Origin of the sequence: Kitasatospora sp. NPDC015120 (assembly GCF_043080305.1) — a bacterium.
GTDB lineage: Bacteria > Actinomycetota > Actinomycetes > Streptomycetales > Streptomycetaceae > Kitasatospora.
Map to the genome: position 1 here is coordinate 26,553 of NZ_JBIBVJ010000026.1, position 18,317 is coordinate 44,869.

Consider the following 18,317-nt stretch of genomic DNA (forward strand, 5'->3'; position numbering starts at 1 on the left):
CGTCGTCCGTCCGGCGCGGGCCGGGCCGGCTCACTCCTCCTCGGCGCCGTCCTGGCTCTCCCGGGCGGACGGCGGCTCCGGATCGGCGGGCCGCTCCGCGGTGGCGTGCCCGGCGACCGGCTTCTCGCCGGTCGGCCCCACGTTCTCCCGGCGCCGCAGGTAGCGCTCGAACTCGCGGGCGATCGCGTCGCCGGAGGCCTCCGGCAGCTCGGCGGTGTCCTGCGCCTCCTCCAGCTGCTGGACGTACTCGGCGACCTCGCTGTCCTCGGCGGCCAGCTGGTCCACGCCCAGCTGCCAGGCCCGGGCGTCCTCGCCGAGCTCGCCCGGCGGGATCCGCAGGTCCAGCAGGTCCTCCAGCTTGTTGACCAGCGCCAGGGTGGCCTTCGGGTTCGGCGGCTGCGCGACGTAGTGCGGAACCGCCGCCCACAGCGTCACCGCCGGCACTCCGGCGTGCGTGCAGGCCTCCTGCAGCACCCCGACGATCCCGGTCGGCCCCTCGTAGCGGCTCTCCTCCAGTTCGAGCCGGCGGGCCAGCTCGGGGTCCGAGGTGACGCCGCTGACCGGCACCGGGCGGCTGTGCGGGGTGTCGCCGAGCAGCGCGCCCAGGATCACCACCAGCTCGACGCCCAGCTCGTGCGCGAAGCCGAGCAGTTCGTTGCAGAACGAGCGCCACCGCATGCTCGGCTCGATGCCGCGCACCAGGACGACGTCCCGGGTCTTGGGCTCGCTCACCCGGACCACCGAGAGCCTGGTGGTCGGCCAGGTGATCCGGCGCACCCCGCCGTCCAGCCAGACGGTCGGCCGGTTGACCTGGAAGTCGTAGTAGTCCTCCGCGTCGAGCGCGGCGAACACCTTGCCGCCCCAGGTCTCGTCCAGATGCGCCAGAGCCGCGGAAGCGGCGTCGCCCGCGTCGTTCCACCCCTCGAAGGCGCAGACCATCACCGGGTCGATCAACTCGGGAACATCTTCCAGCTCGATCACCCAGTGTCTCCCTCCGGTCGGCCGCTTCCGCCCCGCCCGGCCGGGACTGGCCGGGCGCCGGCGGGCCGGATGCCGACGGTCGAACCTCTCGTCACCCATGGAACGCCTCGCTCCATGGTTCCCTACCTGCCCAGCCTACGGGCTTTGAAGCGCCGTTCCGCCGGGCCACCGGGACAGTCTGTGCGAGGCGGCGGCCACGATCCACCGGTTATCCGGGGCCGCCCGCCGCCTGCCCGCGCCGCGGCCCGCGGACGGCGCGATGATGGGAACAGGGCCCGGAGGCGGGCGAGGGAACCGCGCCGGGCGGCACGGCTGCGAGGAGCCGGCGATGAGCGGACGGCGGTGGGCGGGGGCCGGGGCGGCGGCGCTGGTGGCGGGCACGGCCGGGGCGGTGGCGGCGCTGTGGGCCGCGGGGCGGCGGCTGCCGGTGGAGCACGTCAGCGGGGGCGGCCTGGAGCTGGCGCGGCCGCCCCGCGAGGTCTGGGACGTGCTGACCGACGTCGACCTCTTCCCCGCCTGGCGCCCGGACGTGGCGCACGTGGAGCGGCTGCCCGCGACCGCCGCCGGCCGCCCGCGCTGGCGGGAGGACGGCCGGCACGGGCACACCGTCCACGAGGTGGTGGAGAGCGAGGCCCCGCACCGCCTGGTGACCGGGATCGCCGACCCCGGCCTGCCCTACGGCGGCACCTGGACGTTCGTGCTGACCGCGGCCGGCGGCGGCTGCACCCTCACCGTCACCGAACGCGGCGAGGTTTACCAGCCGCTGTACCGGGGCGTCTCGCACTACGTGACGGGCGAGGGCGCCGCCGTCCACCGCTTCCTGGCCGCGCTCGCCCACCGGATGGCCGGATAGCCGCTACCGCACCCAGTCGCGCCGGTAGTCGGCCCAGTTCTGTTCGGTGGCGGCGAAGTCCACGTACAGGCCGACGCCGAAGTTGCGCCGGTGCAGGTCGTACCGCCCCAGGCCCAGCCGGATGCCCCGGATCCCGGCGGTCACCGTCTCGGCGCTCCCCCAGTGGCCCCACTGGTCCTCCCAGTAGAACGGCAGGCCCATCAGCAGGTCGACGTCCTCCGGGGTGGCCTCCAGGGCGAGTTCGGTCTGGTAGGCGTTGTAGCCGCCGTAGAGCCCCGCGGTCGGCATGCCGGAGTCGTAGGTCATCACCGCGATCTGGTCGACCCGGCGCGCGGTGGCGGCGAAGTACGCCTGGTCCCACCACTTGCCGTGGCCGGTGAGCGCGATGCCCACGTCGTGCTGGTACGGCAGCGGGTCGATCTGCGGGGCCGCCACCGACAGCACGGCGCCGCGCCCGGCGGTGACCGGGCGGAGCCGCTCCAGCAGGTCGAGCCAGCCCTTCGAGCCGGGCCGGATCGGCTCCATGTCGAGGTGCACGCCGTCGAAGCCCTGGTCCAGCACCTGGGCGCCGGAAGCGGTGACCCGGGCGCGGGTGGCGGCGTCCTCCAGGTCGAGCGCGTCCTTCTCCGGCTTCACCTCGTCGCCCAGCCAGCCCTGCACCCGGATCCCGGGCAGCGCCCGGTGCACGGCGTCGGTGAACCAGTGCGCCCGGGGGTGCACGGCGGGCGGCAGCGAGCCGTCGTGCTCCAGCGGACCGGTGTGCACGTACAGGTCGCGGATCCCGGTGCCGGCCAGCCGCCGGACGAGTGCGGCGATGTCGGCGTCACCCTTCCGGCCGTCGACCCAGGCGTGTCCCAGCCACACCGCGTCGCGGCCCCGGGTGCGGGCCTCGGGGGAGGGGTCGCCGGCGTACTGCAGCCGCAGCGCGAGCGCCGCGGAGCCGGCCGGGACGGCCGTCACGGCGAGCAGCGCACCCGCCACCACCAGCGCCTTCCGCCACCGCGACCAGCGGCGCCAGCGGGCCCGCAGCGCCGCCGCCCGGGCCCCGGTGCGGCGCAGCGCCCCGCGCACCCCGTCTCGAATCACCGTCCGCCATGCGGTCATGCCGTTGGTTCCCCCCTGCCGGCCCGAGCGCTCAGGATACGGAACGGGTGGTCACCCCCGGGCGCGGGCCGGATACCCTGGCCACGTGCGTTCCCGATCCAGCGGGTTCGCAAAGCCGACAGCCGTCGCACCCAGGGAGAAGCCCCATGGCCATCGCAGCCACCCCGTCCGTCACCCAGCAGAGCCGCGCGAACGCGCTGCGCGAGGCACTCGCCACCCGTGTGGTGGTCGCCGACGGGGCGATGGGAACCATGCTCCAGGCCCAGGACCCCACGCTGGAGGACTTCCAGAACCTGGAGGGCTGCAACGAGGTCCTCAACCTCACCCGGCCCGACATCGTCCGCTCGGTGCACGACGCCTACTTCGCGGTGGGCGTGGACTGCGTGGAGACCAACACCTTCGGCGCCAACCACTCCGCGCTCGGCGAGTACGACATCTCCGAGCGGGTCTTCGAGCTCTCCGAGGCCGGCGCCCGGCTGGCCCGCGAGGCCGCCGACGCGCACGGCGCCGAGGACGGCCGGCTGCGCTGGGTGCTCGGCTCGATCGGCCCCGGCACCAAGCTGCCGACCCTCGGCCACGCGCCGTACGAGACGCTGCGCGAGGGCTTCCGGCGGAACGCGGCCGGCCTGATCGCCGGCGGCGCGGACGCGCTGCTGGTGGAGACCAGCCAGGACCTGCTGCAGACCAAGGCCGCGATCCTCGGCTCGAAGCAGGCGCTGGCCGAGGCGGGCGTGGACCTGCCGGTGCTGGTCCAGGTGACCGTGGAGACCACCGGCACCATGCTGCTCGGCTCGGAGATCGGTGCCGCGCTGACCGCCCTGGAGCCGCTGGGCGTCGACTACATCGGCCTGAACTGCGCCACCGGCCCGGCCGAGATGAGCGAGCACCTGCGCTACCTGGCGAAGAACGCCCGGATCGGCCTGTCGTGCATGCCGAACGCCGGTCTGCCGGTGCTGGGCAAGGACGGCGCGCACTACCCGCTGAGCCCGGCCGAGCTGGCCGACGCGCACGACGTCTTCACCCGCGAGTACGGGCTGTCGCTGGTCGGCGGCTGCTGCGGCACCACGCCCGAGCACCTGCGCCAGGTGGTGGAGCGGGTGCAGGGCCGGCCGGTCGCCGCGCGCGACCCGCGCCCGGAGCCGGCCGCCGCCTCGCTGTACCAGTCGGTGCCGTTCCGCCAGGACACCTCGTACCTGGCGATCGGCGAGCGCACCAACGCCAACGGCTCCAAGAAGTTCCGCGAGTCGATGCTGGCCGGCGACTGGCAGGCCTGCGTGGAGATCGCCCGCGACCAGATCCGGGACGGCTCCCACCTGCTGGACCTGTGCGTGGACTACGTCGGCCGCGACGGCGTCGCCGACATGAAGGAGATCGCGGGCCGGCTGGCCACCGCCTCGACCCTGCCGATCGTGCTGGACTCCACCGAGCCGGAGGTGCTGCGGGCGGGCCTGGAGGCGCTCGGCGGCCGTGCGGTGCTCAACTCGGTCAACTACGAGGACGGCAACGCCCCGGAGTCGCGCTTCGGCCGGATCGCCTCGCTGGCCCGCGAGCACGGCGCCGGCCTGATCGCGCTCACCATCGACGAGGAGGGCCAGGCCCGCACCGCCGACAAGAAGGTGGAGATCGCCGAGCGGCTGATCGCCGAGCTCACCGCGGACTACGGCATCGACGAGGGCTCGATCCTGGTCGACTGCCTGACCTTCACCCTGGCCACCGGCCAGGAGGAGTCCCGCCGGGACGGCATCGAGACCATCGAGGCGATCCGCGAGCTGAAGCGCCGCCGCCCCGCGGTGCAGACCACGCTGGGCCTGTCCAACATCTCCTTCGGCCTCAACCCGGCCGCCAGGGTCGTCCTCAACTCGGTCTTCCTGCACGAGTGCGTGGAGGCCGGCCTGGACTCGGCGATCGTGCACGCCTCCAAGATCCTGCCGATCTCGCGGATCCCGGAGGAGCAGCGCGAGGCCGCGCTCGACCTGGTCTACGACCGCCGCCGGGAGGGCTACGACCCGCTGCAGCGCCTGCTGGAGCTGTTCGAGGGCGTCTCCTCGGCCTCGGTCAAGGCGTCCAAGGCGGAGGAGCTGGCGGCGCTGCCGCTGGAGGAGCGCCTCCAGCGGCGGATCATCGACGGTGAGCGGAACGGCCTGGAGGCCGATCTGGACGAGGCGCTGACGGCCCGCCCGGCGCTGGAGATCATCAACGACACCCTGCTGTCCGGCATGAAGGTGGTCGGCGAGCTGTTCGGCTCCGGCCAGATGCAGCTGCCGTTCGTGCTGCAGTCCGCCGAGGTGATGAAGACCGCGGTGGCCCACCTGGAGCCGTACATGGAGAAGTCCGACGCGGAGGGCAAGGGCACCATCGTGCTGGCCACCGTGAAGGGCGACGTCCACGACATCGGCAAGAACCTGGTCGACATCATCCTGTCCAACAACGGCTACAACGTGGTCAACCTGGGCATCAAGCAGCCGGTCTCGGCGATCCTGGACGCCGCGCAGGAGCACAACGCGGACGTCATCGGGATGTCCGGCCTGCTGGTCAAGTCCACCGTGATCATGAAGGAGAACCTGGAGGAGCTGAACCAGCGCAGGCTGGCGGCGCAGTTCCCGGTGATCCTCGGCGGCGCGGCGCTGACCCGCGCCTACGTCGAGCAGGACCTGCACGAGATCTACGAGGGCGAGGTCCGCTACGCCCGGGACGCCTTCGAGGGCCTGCGGCTGATGGACGCGCTGATCGCGGTCAAGCGCGGCGTGCCCGGCGCCGTCCTGCCGGAGCTCAAGCAGCGCCGGCACGCCCGGGTGGAGGTCGAGGAGCCGGAGGAGGTCAACCTCGGCCAGATCCGCTCCGACGTGGCAGTGGACAACCGGGTGCCCGAGCCGCCGTTCTGGGGCGACCGGATCGTCAAGGGCGTGCCGTTCGCCGACTACGCCTCCTGGCTGGACGAGGACGCGCTGTTCAAGGGCCAGTGGGGCCTCAAGGCGGCGCGCAGCGGCGAGGGGCCGTCCTACGAGGAGCTGGTGGAGACCGAGGGCCGCCCGCGGCTGCGGATGTGGCTGGACCGGCTGCAGACCGAGGGCTGGCTGGAGGCGGCCGTGGTCTACGGCTACTACCCGGCCAACTCCAAGGGCGACGACCTGATCGTCTTCCACGAGGACGGCACCGAGCGGACCCGCTTCACCTTCCCGCGCCAGCGGCGCGGGCGCCGGCTGTGCCTGGCGGACTTCTTCCGTCCGGAGGAGGCCGGGGTGCGCGACGTCCTCGGCCTGCAGGTGGTCACCATGGGCAACCGGATCTCCGAGGCGGCCAACGAGCTGTTCGCGAACAACTCCTACCGCGACTACCTGGAGCTGCACGGCCTGTCCGTCCAGCTGGCCGAGGCGCTGGCCGAGTTCTGGCACGCCCGGGTCCGCTACGAGCTGGGCTTCGGCGACGAGGACCCGCAGGACGTCAGGGACATGTTCGCGCTCAAGTACCGCGGCGCCCGGTTCTCGCTGGGCTACGGGGCCTGCCCGGAGCTGGAGGACCGCGCCAAGATCGCCGAGCTGCTGAAGCCCGAGCGGATCGGCGTGGTGCTCTCCGAGGAGTTCCAGCTGCACCCGGAGCAGTCCACCGACGCGATCGTGATCCACCACCCCGAGGCGAAGTACTTCAACGCCCGGTAACGCCCGTGTCGCGCATCGTTCGCCCGATCCGGGCGGCCCGGGCGTATTCTTGATGACCCTGAACGGGCCGGTCCGCTCACCTGCGGGCCGGCCCGTGCCATCCCCGGGGCCGATCCGGGCACGGACGGAAGGATCCCGCCATGACCACCATCTCCACCGCCACCCAGACCCTCGGCGGCGACGACCGGGGCCTCCAGGCGGTGCTGCTGGACATGGACGGGACGCTGGTCGACACCGAGGACTTCTGGTGGCAGGCCGAGTTCTCGCTCTTCGCCGACCTGGGCCACCAGCTGAGCGCCGAGGACCGCGCCCACGTGGTCGGCGGCCCGATGACCCGGGTGATCGACCACCTGCTGAGCAGCACCGGCGTGGACCTGTCGCCGGCCGACCTGACCGTGTTGATCAACCAGCGCTTCGTCGACCTGCTGGGCGGCGGGGTGCCGCTGATGCCGGGTGCCGAGCGGCTGCTCAACACGCTGGCCGCGCACGGCGTGCCGGCCGCGCTGGTGTCCGCCTCGCATCGGCACATCATCGACATCGTGCTGCGCTCGCTGGGCGCCGAGCACTTCGCGTTCTCGGTCGCCGGGGACGAGGTGCCGCGCACCAAGCCGCACCCGGACCCGTACCTGGAGGCGGCCCGCCGGCTGGGCGCCGACCCGGCCCGCTGCGTGGTGGTCGAGGACGCGCCGACCGGGGTGCGGGCCGCCGAGGCGGCCGGCTGCCCGGTGATCGCGGTGCCCTCGGTGACGCCGATCGAGCCGGCGCCGGGGCGTCTGGTGGTCTCCTCGCTGGAGCAGGTCGACCTGGAGCTGCTGCGCTCCCTGGTGGCCTCGCGAGTGTGATTGTCGTCTCATTGCGGAGCGACAGGACCCACCGGTAAGCGGACGGAGGCGGCCGGGCCGGGGGAGCGCCACGGGAGAAAACGGGCATTGCCTGACAACTCGTCGGACAGGCCTGACCAGGGCCCCGCGGCCGTGTCCCAACCGTCACCTGCGCGGGTGCCGGGGGTGTGTGTTCGATATGGCACGCTACTCGGGTTCGTTCCACCCCCGAGCCCAGGCACCGCCGCTGACGGGCACCCCCGTCGTGCCCGCGGTCGCAGCCGGACCGCACCCAGAAGGACGCGACCCGTGAAGACTTCAGCTGAACGACTGGCCGTGCTCGGCTGTGCCGGAATCGTCGCCGCCACGGTGGCCGGCTGCGGCTCGGTCACCAACGCCGTCAAGGGGGACGGCGACAAGTCCATCACCATGGGCACCACCGCGCTGACCACCGCCCTGGACCCGGCCACCGCCTACGACGCCGGCTCCTGGCTGCTGATGCGCAACACCTTCCAGTCGCTGCTGAGCTACCCGGCCGCCTCCAGCGCGCCCAGCCCGGACGCCGCGCAGTCCTGCGAGTTCACCGCCGGGGACGCCACCCAGTACCACTGCACGCTGAGGACCGGGCTGAAGTTCTCCAACGGCCACGCGCTCACCGCCGCCGACGTGGTCCACTCGGTCCAGCGGACCCTGAAGATCAACGACCCGGGCGGCCCGGCGGCGCTGCTGTCGTCGATCAAGTCCGTCGAGGCGCCCAACGACAGCGAGGTGGTCTTCCACCTCAACCAGCCGGACGCCACCCTCCCGGCCAAGCTGGCCGGCCCGGCCGGCGCCATCGTCGACCAGGAGGTCTACCCGCTCGACAAGGCGCTGCCCAACGACAAGCAGATCGGGTCCGGCCCGTACAAGATCGACTCGGTCGAGGCGATGGCCAAGGGCGGCCCGGCGAAGGTCGTGCTCGTGCCGAACGACAAGTACACCGGCGACGCCAAGCTGCGGAACAAGAAGTTCACCCTGCGCTACTTCGACAAGCCGGCCGACCTCAAGTCCGCGCTGGACAGCGGCGAGGTCGACCTCGCCGACAACAGCCTGGAGCCGAACACCGCGGCCCAGATCCTCTCCGACCAGCAGGGCGGCAAGACCGACCTGCACGTCGTCGAGGGCGACAGCAACGACACCCGCTACCTGGTCTTCAACACCAAGGACGCCACCGCCGGCAACCTCGCCGTCCGCCAGGCCGCCGCCCAGCTGATCGACCGCAAGGCGCTGGCCCGCGACGTCTTCGCGCGCACCGTCCAGCCGCTGTACTCGATGGTCCCGGCCGGCGTCACCGGCCACAACACGGCCTTCTTCGACCGCTACGGCGACCAGGACGTCACCAAGGCCAAGGCGATCCTCACCGCCGCCAAGGTGCAGACCCCGGTCAAGCTCACCCTCACCTGGTCGCGCTCGCGCGCCGAGGCCGCCGAGCCCGAGGCGCTGAAGAAGCAGCTGGAGGCCGGCGGGCTGTTCCAGATCACCGTCCAGCAGGAGCCGGACTGGGAGACCTACAAGAAGGGCTGGAACGAGGGCAAGTACCAGCTGTACACGATCGGCTGGTTCGCGGACTACCCGGACCCGGACAACTACGTCGCCCCGCTGATCGTCGAGGGCGGCGCCTACCACCACGGCTGGGACGACCCGCAGATCAGCCAGAAGCTGGTGCCGGAGACCCTCAAGCAGACCGACCGGGCCGCCGCGACCGGCGCCTACGCCCAGATCCAGAGCATCGTCGCCACCAACGCCCCGCTCGTCCCGCTGTTCCAGAACAAGGCGTTCTTCACCTCGCGCTCCAACATCACCGGCGTGGAGTCCACCGTCGACACCACCGGCTTCTTCCGTTTCTGGGAGATCGGCCGGTCCGGCAAGTAGCGCGGCACGGCACGGCGGCCCGTGGGTTCCTCCCGGCCGGGAGGAACCCACGGGCCGCGCCGTCGCCGCCTACAGCGTGCCCGGGCGCACCAGGCCGCTCTCGTAGGCGTACACCGCCGCCTGCACCCGGTCGCGCAACTGCAGCTTGGTCAGCACATGGCCGACGTGCGTCTTCACCGTCGTCTCGCTGACGAACAGCTCCGCCGCGATCTCCGCGTTGGACAGCCCGCGCGCCACCAGCTTCAGCACCTCCAGTTCCCGCTCGGTCAGCGCGTTCAGCGCCTGCGGCGGCGCCTCCTCGCCCGAGGGGAGCTTGGTGGCGTACATGTCCAGCAGCCGGCGGGTGATCGACGGGGCCAGCATCGCCGCGCCGTCCGCCACCACCCGGATCGCCTGCACCAGCTCCTCGGCCGGCACGTCCTTCAACAGGAAGCCGCTCGCCCCCGCGCGCAGCGCCTCCACCACGTACTCGTCCAGGTCGAAGGTGGTCAGCACCAGCACCTTCGCCGGGCCGTCGCGCCCCGGACCGGCGATCCGGCGGGTCGCCTCCACGCCGTCCATCCGCGGCATCCGGATGTCCATCAGCACCACGTCGGGCTGCAGGGCCCGCACCTGGTCCAGCGCCTGCTGGCCGTCGCCGGCCTCGCCGACCACCACCAGGTCGGACTCGGCCTCCAGGATCATCCGGAAACCGGTGCGCAGCAGCGGCTGGTCGTCGACCAGCAGCACTCGGATCGTCACCCTACGACTCCTTGCTCGTCGGATCCCCCGTGGGATCGACCTCGTCGGACGTACGCGCCAGCGGCAGCGGGTACGGCGGGGGCGTGCCGCCGAACTCCGGACAGCTGGCCTGGTGGTCGCACCAGTCGCAGAGCCGGTTGCGGGTCGCCGGGAAGTCGCCGGTGGCCACCGCCCGGCCGATCCGCTCCCACAGCGCCAGCAGCTTGCGCTCCACCGCGAGCAGGTCCGCCTCGTCCGGGTCGTAGCTGACCACGTCCCCGCCGCCGCCCAGGTAGACCAGCTGCAGCCGTTTGGGGATCACGCCCTTCCAGCGCCAGACCACCAGCGCGTAGAACTTCATCTGGAACATCGCCTTGCCCTCGAAGTCCCGCGAGGGCGCCCGGCCGGTCTTGTAGTCCACCAGCCGGACCTCACCGGTGGGAGCGACGTCCACCCGGTCGATGTAGCCGCGCAGCAGCAGCCCCGACTCCAGCGCCGTCTCCACGTAGAGCTCGCGCTCCACCGGGTGCAGCCGGGTCGGGTCCTCCAGCCGGAACCACTGGGCGACCAGCTTCTCCGCGTCCGCCAGCCAGCCGGTCAGCGCCGCGCCGTCCGGATCCTCCGGGAACAGCCCGGCCAGCTCGGGGCGCTCGCCCAGCAGCCGCTCCCACTGCGGGCGCAGCAGCCCGAGCGCCCGCTCCGGCGTGCGCTCGGCCGCCGGCGAGTCGAACAGCCGCTCCAGCACCGCGTGCACCAGGGTGCCCCGGGTCGCCGCCGGGCTCGGCGGCTCCGGCAGCCGGTCGATCACCCGCAGCCGGTACAACAGCGGGCAGGTGAGGAAGTCGCCCGCGCGCGACGGGGACAGCCCGCTCGGGGCCGCCGCCGGGCGGGGCGGGGCCGGCGCGGGGCTGCTGGTCTCGGTCTGCATACCCCAGACCCTATTGCCCTGCGCTGTCATCCCGCTGCCACGCTGCTGCCGCAAAGCGGTCGCCACGGGGTATGAACCCAGGGGGGAGGGCGAGGGGCGGACGCCGGACGGCCTCCCCGATCACGTAGCGTGGGCGCACCGGCGCGCGGCGCGCTGCGGGGGCCGACGACGAAGGGAACACGGTGAGCGACTCCAGGGGGCAGCAGACCTCCGACCAGCCGCCGCACGGCGGCGGCACCCGGCCGGGGTCCCCGCCGCCCCGCGAACCCGAACCCCGCGGCGGCATCCTGATGGGCCGCCCCTTCGGCGTGCCGATCTACGTCACCCCGTCCTGGTTCCTCATCGCGGCCCTGATCACCTGGGTCTTCGGCGGCCAGCTCGACCGGGTGCTGCCCGACCTCGGCGCCGCCCGCTACCTGGTCGCGTTCTCCTTCGCCGTCGCCTTCTACGGCTCGGTGCTGGTCCACGAGCTCGCCCACACCCTGGTCGCCCTGCGCTACAAGCTCGGGGTCCGCCGCATCCAGCTCCAGTTCTTCGGCGGCGTCTCGGAGATCGAGAAGGAGGCCGAACGCCCCTGGCGGGAGTTCTGGCTGGCCTTCGTCGGCCCGCTGCTCTCCCTCGTCCTCGGCGGCGTCTTCTACCTCGCCCTCCAGGCCGTCGAGCTCTCCACCGTCCCCGGCGTCCTGCTCACCGGCCTGATGGTCTCCAACCTCGTCGTCGCCGCCTTCAACCTGCTGCCCGGCCTGCCGCTGGACGGCGGCCGGATGCTGCGCGCCGTGGTCTGGGGCGTCACCGGCCGGCCGATGGCCGGCACCGTCGCCGCGGCCTGGGCCGGGCGCGCCCTCGCCCTCGCCGTCCTGGTCGGCCTGCCGCTGATCAGCTCGGCCCGCGCGCTCGACCGCAGCCGCACCGACACCCTGGTCGACGCCGTGCTTGCCGCCGTGCTCGCCGCGATCATCTGGAACGGCGCCGGCGGCGCGCTGCGCAACGCCCGGCTGAAGGAGGTCCTGCCCGGCCTGCGGCTGCGTGACCTCGCCCGCCGGGCCGTCGAGGTCACCGCCGACACCCCGCTCGGCGAGGCGATGCGCCGCGCCCGCGAGGCCCAGGCCGGCGCCGTGGTGGTCGTCGACGGCCGCGGCGAGCCGATCGCCATCGTCCGCGAGGCCGCCGTCCGCTCCGTCCCCGAGCACCGCCGCCCCTGGGTCAGCGTCGGCCCGCTCGCCCGTGACCTCGAACCCGGGCTGCGGCTCTCCGCCGACCTGGCCGGCGAGGACCTGCTGCGCGCCGTCCGGGCCACCCCCGCCGGGGAGTACCTGGTCGTCGAGGAGGACGGCCGCACCTACGGCGTGGCCGCGCTCACCGACATCGAACAGCGGCTGACCGCCGCCGTCACCGGCCGCTGAGCGGATCACCTGGTCAGGCGGACGGTTCGCTTCCCTTAGGATTGTCCGCATGTCCGAACCGACCGGTGCCGCCCGCCGACGAGGGCCCTTCCAGGTCGGGGACCAGGTCCAGCTGACCGACCCCAAGGGCCGCCACTACACGTTCACGCTCCAGGCCGGGAACCAGTTCCACACCCACAAGGGTGCGTTCCCCCACGACGAGCTGATCGGCGCCCCCGAGGGCACGGTCGTGCGCACCACGGGGAACGTCCCGTACCTCGCGCTGCGCCCCCTGCTCCCCGACTACGTCCTGTCCATGCCGCGCGGCGCCGCCGTGATCTACCCCAAGGACGCGGGGCAGATCCTGGCGATGGCCGACATCTTCGCCGGCGCCCGCGTGGTCGAGGCCGGCGTCGGCTCCGGCGCGCTCTCCACCTACCTGCTGCGCGCCGTCGGCGACACCGGCATGCTCGCCTCCTACGAGCGCCGCCAGGACTTCGCCGACATCGCGCAGGGCAACGTCGAGCGCTACTTCGGCGGGCCGCACCCGGCGTGGAAGCTCACCGTCGGCGACCTCCAGGACAACCTCGTCGAGACCGACGTCGACCGCGTCATCCTCGACATGCTCGCCCCCTGGGAGTGCCTGGACGTCGCGTCCGATGCGCTCGTCCCCGGCGGCCTCATCTGCTGCTACGTGGCCACCACCACGCAGATGTCCAGGACCGTCGAGGCACTGCGCGAGCACGGCACCTTCACCGAACCGCAGGCCTGGGAGACCATGGTCCGCACCTGGCACCTGGAGGGCCTGGCCGTCCGCCCGGACCACCGGATGATCGGCCACACCGGCTTCCTGCTCACCGCCCGCCGGCTCGCCGACGGCGTCGAGCCGCCGCTGCGCCGCCGCCGCCCGGCCAAGGGCGCCTACGGCGAGGACTACGACAACGGGGCCCCCGAGCCCACCCTGCAGGAGCGCGCCGCCGCCCGGGCGGCCGCCCGCGCCGAGGCCGCCGAGCAGGCCGGCCTCGGCTGAGACACCTCCCGGAGGGGTGGTACGGCAGCGCCGTACCACCCCTTCCGCGTTCCCGCACACCCGCGCCACCGCCCGGTGACGCGGGTGTGGGACGATGCTCGCTCACACAGACCACCACTGGAGGGGACGCCTGGTGGAGACCGCGGTCGGGACGACGGCTGGACAGCAGACCACCACGGGCCGCGGCGGCCCCCGGCACGGGCGCACCGCCCCCTGGCACTGGGCCGTGACGGTGGCGGGCTGCGCCGCCGTGGTGGTGGCCGCGCTCGCCGCCGGCCCCGCGAGCGGTACCCCCGGGCCGGTGCCCGCCACCCCCAGGGCCCTTCCCGCGGCCGCCGCCCCCGACCCGGCGAAGGCCGAACTCCCGCTCGACTGCGGACCGTTCCCGGTGACCGTGGCCGTCAGTTTCTCCGCCGACCTCGGCGACGGCCGCCCCGGCACCGTCGCCGCCGCGCACTGCGCCGCCGAGAACGGCACCCCGCCCGACGCCGTCTACCTGCTCGGCCCCGGCCCCGGCGGGCGACCCGTCGTGCTGGCCACCCTGCTCTCCGAGCGCGAGAACCTCACCGTCAGCCGCCTCGCGCTGCGCTCCGACGGCACCGTCACCGCCCACGCCCAGGGCTACTCCGGCGACGACGTGCCGCGGTTCGCGCCCGACATCTCGGTCGACCTCACCTGGACGCGCAAGGGCGGCGGCTGGGAAAGCTCCCGGACCGCCGCCCCGCTCAGCCTCACCTGAGGTCGCCCGCCCGCCTCCGGGCGCTCGAACCCGGCGCCGCCTACTCGGCGTCAGGCCCGTAGACCTCCACGCCGTCCGCGGCCCGGCGCACGTGGATGCAGTCGCCCGGGCAGTCCTTGACCGAGTCCACCACGTCCTGAAGCAACGTCAGCGGAACCGGCACCGTCTCGCCCGGCTGCTGGCGCAACTCGTCGTCCTCGCCCTTCACATAGGCGAGGCCGTCGATGTCCAGCTCGAACACCTCCGGCGCGTACTGCGCGCAGATGCCGTCGCCGGTGCACAGATCCTGGTCGATCCACACCTCCAGCGGCCCGGCAGCCGCCGACTCGCTCACCGACATGATGATTGTCCGCCGTTTCTGTCCCGGGACGCCCCGTCCTGGGGCATTCCCGCCATTCGTACAACGATCGGACCCCGGGTGTCGGTCCCGATCGGATATCGACTCGTTCGACGATACATCTGGCCCGCTTTGGCCCGTGCGCGGTGGGTATCCCCCTAGCAGAGGGGAAGCACGCGAGGGCGAAGATCGGACACGCCCGTTCCATCTTTCTTGATCTAGGGGTTTAGGGACCCCTGGTCCCAGGTAGGGTCTGGAAGCGTCCAGCTCCCCGGAGGAGGTGAGGACCGTGGCAGCCCACGATGACGACTACAACCGCAGCACCGGCCGGCCCGCTCGTGGTTCCGACGAGGCCGCTCAGGTCTCGTACCTTGAGCAGGAAATCGCCGTGCTGCGCCGCAAGCTCGCCGACTCGCCGCGCAATTCGAGAATCCTCGAAGAGCGGATCGTCGAGCTCCAGACCAACCTGGCCGGCGTGACCGCCCAGAACGAACGGCTCGCCTCCACCCTGCGTGAGGCCCGCGACCAGATCGTGGCCCTCAAGGAGGAAGTGGACCGGCTGGCACAGCCCCCGGCGGGATTCGGCGTCTTCCTCAGCTCCAACGAGGACGGCACCGCCGACATCTTCACCGGCGGCCGCAAGCTCCGCGTGAACGTCAGCCCCAACGTCGACCTCGACGAGCTGCGGCGCGGCCAGGAAGTGATGCTCAACGAGGCCCTCAACATCGTGGACGCGATGGCCTTCGAGCGCATCGGCGACCTCGTCACCCTCAAGGAGGTCCTGGAGGACGGCGAGCGGGCCCTGGTCATCGGCCACACCGACGAGGAGCGGGTGGTGCGCCTCGCCGAACCGCTGCGCGAGATCACCCTCCGGGCGGGGGACGCCCTGTTGCTGGAACCGCGGTCCGGCTACGTGTACGAGGTCGTGCCGAAGGCCGAGGTCGAGGAGCTGGTCCTCGAAGAGGTCCCGGACATCGACTACCGCCAGATCGGCGGCCTGGCCAACCAGATCGAGCTGATCCGCGACGCGGTCGAGCTGCCCTACCTGCACGCCGAGCTCTTCAAGGAGTACGAGCTGCGCCCGCCCAAGGGCGTCCTGCTCTACGGCCCGCCCGGCTGCGGGAAGACGCTGATCGCCAAGGCCGTGGCGAACTCGCTGGCCAAGAAGGTCGCCGAGGTCACCGGCCGCCCCCAGGGGAAGAGCTACTTCCTCAACATCAAGGGCCCCGAGCTGCTCAACAAGTACGTCGGCGAGACCGAGCGGCAGATCCGCCTGGTCTTCCAGCGGGCCCGCGAGAAGGCCGGCGAGGGCACCCCGGTCATCGTCTTCTTCGACGAGATGGAGTCGCTCTTCCGCACCCGCGGCTCCGGCGTGAGCTCGGACGTCGAGAACACCATCGTCCCCCAGCTGCTCGCCGAGATCGACGGCGTGGAGGGGCTGGAGAACGTCATCGTGATCGGCGCCTCGAACCGCGAGGACATGATCGACCCGGCGATCCTGCGGCCGGGCCGCCTGGACGTCAAGATCAAGATCGAGCGCCCGGACGCCGAGGCCGCCAAGGACATCTTCTCCAAGTACCTGAAGGACTCGCTGCCCTTCCACCCGGACGACGTCAAGGAGCACGACGGCTCCGTTGAGGCCACGGTGGCGGCGATGATCCAGTCGGTGGTGGAGCGGATGTACTCCGAGACCGAGGAGAACCGCTTCCTGGAGGTCACCTACGCCAACGGTGACAAGGAGGTCCTGTACTTCAAGGACTTCAACTCCGGCGCGATGATCCAGAACATCGTCGACCGGGCCAAGAAGATGGCCATCAAGGACTACCTCGACCACGGCCAGCGCGGTCTGCGGGTCTCCCACCTGCTCAACGCCTGCGTGGACGAGTTCAAGGAGAACGAGGACCTGCCGAACACCACCAACCCGGACGACTGGGCCCGGATCTCCGGCAAGAAGGGCGAGCGGATCGTCTTCATCCGCACCCTGGTCACGGGGAAGCAGGGCGCCGAGTCCGGCCGCTCCATCGACACTGTCGCCAACACCGGGCAGTACCTGTAGCCGAACCGCTCCGGGCCTCCCGGAACGCACGCACCCCGTCCGGCTGTGGCGCCTCGCGGCCCCGCAGCCGGACGGCGCGTCTCGGGGCCCGCCGGTCGGCGAGGCGTTCTAGGCTCGACCCACCGTTCGCGGGCAGACGGCCGGCGTCGGTGTTGTTCAGCGGTACGTCAGTGTGGACCGCCCGCCGGGGGCGGCGCACCGGGCAAGGAGGGCCGCATGACCGTACGGCGCGTGATGGGCATCGAGACCGAGTACGGGATCTCCGTGCCCGGGCACCCCAACGCCAACGCCATGCTCACCTCGTCCCAGATCGTCAATGCCTACGCGGCGGCGATGCACCGGGCACGGCGGGCCCGCTGGGACTTCGAGGAGGAGAATCCGCTGCGCGACGCCCGGGGCTTCGACCTCGCACGGGACGTCGCCGACGCCAGCCAGCTGACCGACGAGGACATCGGCCTCGCCAACGTCATCCTCACCAACGGCGCGCGGTTCTACGTGGACCACGCGCACCCCGAGTACAGCTCGCCCGAGGTGACCAACCCGCGCGACGCCGTGCTCTGGGACAAGGCCGGCGAACGGATCATGGCGGCCGCCGCACAGCGCGCGCTGGAGCTGCCCAACGGGCAGAACATCCACCTGTACAAGAACAACACCGACAACAAGGGCGCCTCCTACGGCACCCACGAGAACTACCTGATGAAGCGGGCCACCCCGTTCGCCGACATCGTGCGCCACCTCACCCCGTTCTTCGTCTCGCGCCAGGTGGTCACCGGCGCCGGCCGGGTCGGCATCGGGCAGGACGGCTCCGCCCACGGCTTCCAGATCAGCCAGCGCGCCGACTTCTTCGAGGTCGAGGTCGGCCTGGAGACCACCCTCAAACGGCCGATCATCAACACCCGGGACGAACCGCACGCCGACGCCGAGAAGTACCGCCGGCTCCACGTGATCATCGGGGACGCCAACCTCTCCGAGATCTCCACCTACCTCAAGCTCGGCACCACCTCGCTGGTCCTGGCGATGATCGAGGACGCCTTCATCACCTCCGACCTGGCCGTCGACCAGCCGGTGCGCACCCTGCACCGGGTCTCCCACGACCCCACCCTGAAGCACCTGGTCACGCTGCGCAGCGGCCGCCGGCTCACCGCCGTGCAGCTCCAGCTGGAGTACTTCGAGCTGGCCCGCAAGTACGTCGAGGACCGCTTCGGCACCGACGCCGACGAGCAGACCGTGGACGTGCTGGCCCGCTGGGAGGACGTGCTGGGCCGCCTGGAGCGCGACCCGATGTCGCTCTCCCGCCAGCTGGACTGGATCGCCAAGCGGGAGATCCTGGAGGGCTACCGCAGCCGCGACGCCCTGGAGTGGGACAACCCGCGGCTGCAACTGGTCGACCTCCAGTACAGCGACGTGCGGCCCGACAAGGGCCTCTACAACCGCCTGGTGGCCCGCGGGCGCTTCGACCGGCTGGTGACCGAGGAGGACGTCACCAGGGCCGTCAGCAAGCCCCCGGAGGACACCCGGGCCTACTTCCGCGGCCGCTGCCTGGAGCAGTACGCGGAGCACGTCGCGGCGGCGTCCTGGGACTCGGTGATCTTCGACCTGCCGGGCCGGGACTCGCTCCAGCGGGTGCCCACCCTGGAGCCGCTGCGCGGCACCCGCAACCACGTCAAGGAGCTGCTGGACCGCTGCCGCACGGCGGAGGACCTGCTGCGGGTGCTGTCCGGCGGATAGCCCGGTGAGTTCCCGATCACCACGGGTGAACGCCGGGCGAATGGGAATCATCTGGGGTACCGGCGGGCGTT

General features: G+C 72.3%; 14 protein-coding genes. 9 read left to right on the forward strand and 5 right to left on the reverse strand.

Annotated features, from left to right (window positions below):
- Positions 1-30: 30 nt before the first annotated feature.
- On the reverse strand, positions 31-981 hold the full coding sequence (locus ACF1AK_RS32875) for a PAC2 family protein (RefSeq protein ID WP_380295576.1): 951 nt from the start codon (positions 979-981) through the stop codon (positions 31-33).
- A 328-nt stretch (positions 982-1,309) separates the two neighbouring features.
- Between ACF1AK_RS32875 and ACF1AK_RS32880 the strand changes: the two genes are divergently transcribed.
- Positions 1,310-1,834 (forward strand): SRPBCC domain-containing protein, encoded by a 525-nt coding sequence (locus ACF1AK_RS32880; RefSeq protein ID WP_391502484.1) that lies wholly within the window; start codon positions 1,310-1,312, stop codon positions 1,832-1,834.
- Between the two features lie 3 nt (positions 1,835-1,837).
- Here the strand turns inward: ACF1AK_RS32880 and ACF1AK_RS32885 are convergent, their stop codons facing one another.
- The gene (locus tag ACF1AK_RS32885) at positions 1,838-2,938 is read right to left on the reverse strand and encodes a hypothetical protein (protein WP_391502485.1); all 1,101 of its coding nucleotides are present in this window, start codon (positions 2,936-2,938) and stop codon (positions 1,838-1,840) included.
- A 146-nt stretch (positions 2,939-3,084) separates the two neighbouring features.
- Here ACF1AK_RS32885 and metH point away from each other — a divergent pair, with 146 nt between their 5' ends.
- The 3 genes from metH to ACF1AK_RS32900 all read left to right on the forward strand — a co-directional run bounded on the left by metH (position 3,085) and on the right by ACF1AK_RS32900 (position 9,326).
- Positions 3,085-6,594, forward strand: a complete 3,510-nt coding sequence (gene metH, locus ACF1AK_RS32890) for a methionine synthase (RefSeq protein WP_391502486.1) — start codon at positions 3,085-3,087, stop codon at positions 6,592-6,594.
- A gap of 140 nt (positions 6,595-6,734) precedes the next feature.
- Complete coding sequence (locus ACF1AK_RS32895; protein ID WP_391502487.1) at positions 6,735-7,436, forward strand: HAD family hydrolase; 702 nt, start codon at positions 6,735-6,737, stop codon at positions 7,434-7,436.
- A gap of 288 nt (positions 7,437-7,724) precedes the next feature.
- Positions 7,725-9,326 carry an ABC transporter substrate-binding protein gene (locus ACF1AK_RS32900; RefSeq protein WP_391502488.1) on the forward strand — a complete coding sequence of 534 codons (1,602 nt, stop codon included), beginning with the start codon at positions 7,725-7,727 and terminating at the stop codon, positions 9,324-9,326.
- A 69-nt stretch (positions 9,327-9,395) separates the two neighbouring features.
- On the opposite strand, the gene ACF1AK_RS32905 is transcribed toward ACF1AK_RS32900, so the two are convergent.
- The gene (locus ACF1AK_RS32905) at positions 9,396-10,067 is read right to left on the reverse strand and encodes a response regulator transcription factor (protein ID WP_148647703.1); all 672 of its coding nucleotides are present in this window, start codon (positions 10,065-10,067) and stop codon (positions 9,396-9,398) included.
- Between the two features lies 1 nt (position 10,068).
- Positions 10,069-10,974 carry a RecB family exonuclease gene (locus tag ACF1AK_RS32910; protein ID WP_391502489.1) on the reverse strand — a complete coding sequence of 302 codons (906 nt, stop codon included), beginning with the start codon at positions 10,972-10,974 and terminating at the stop codon, positions 10,069-10,071.
- 182 nt (positions 10,975-11,156) lie between these two features.
- Here ACF1AK_RS32910 and ACF1AK_RS32915 point away from each other — a divergent pair, with 182 nt between their 5' ends.
- From ACF1AK_RS32915 to ACF1AK_RS32925, 3 genes are all read left to right on the forward strand, one after another.
- Entirely contained in the window at positions 11,157-12,377 is a 1,221-nt protein-coding gene (locus ACF1AK_RS32915) for a site-2 protease family protein (RefSeq protein WP_391502490.1), read from the forward strand.
- Positions 12,378-12,426: 49 nt separating this feature from the next.
- Positions 12,427-13,386: a tRNA (adenine-N1)-methyltransferase gene (locus ACF1AK_RS32920; RefSeq protein WP_391502491.1), complete on the forward strand. Its 960-nt coding sequence runs from the start codon at positions 12,427-12,429 to the stop codon at positions 13,384-13,386.
- A gap of 94 nt (positions 13,387-13,480) precedes the next feature.
- Positions 13,481-14,125 carry a hypothetical protein gene (locus ACF1AK_RS32925; RefSeq protein ID WP_391502492.1) on the forward strand — a complete coding sequence of 215 codons (645 nt, stop codon included), beginning with the start codon at positions 13,481-13,483 and terminating at the stop codon, positions 14,123-14,125.
- 40 nt (positions 14,126-14,165) lie between these two features.
- Here the strand turns inward: ACF1AK_RS32925 and ACF1AK_RS32930 are convergent, their stop codons facing one another.
- Positions 14,166-14,465 carry a ferredoxin gene (locus ACF1AK_RS32930; protein ID WP_380298060.1) on the reverse strand — a complete coding sequence of 100 codons (300 nt, stop codon included), beginning with the start codon at positions 14,463-14,465 and terminating at the stop codon, positions 14,166-14,168.
- A gap of 286 nt (positions 14,466-14,751) precedes the next feature.
- Here ACF1AK_RS32930 and arc point away from each other — a divergent pair, with 286 nt between their 5' ends.
- Both arc and dop read left to right on the forward strand, forming a co-directional pair.
- Positions 14,752-16,518, forward strand: a complete 1,767-nt coding sequence (arc, locus tag ACF1AK_RS32935) for a proteasome ATPase (RefSeq protein WP_350545465.1) — start codon at positions 14,752-14,754, stop codon at positions 16,516-16,518.
- Between the two features lie 216 nt (positions 16,519-16,734).
- Positions 16,735-18,246 carry a depupylase/deamidase Dop gene (gene dop / locus ACF1AK_RS32940; protein ID WP_391502493.1) on the forward strand — a complete coding sequence of 504 codons (1,512 nt, stop codon included), beginning with the start codon at positions 16,735-16,737 and terminating at the stop codon, positions 18,244-18,246.
- Positions 18,247-18,317: the final 71 nt, after the last annotated feature.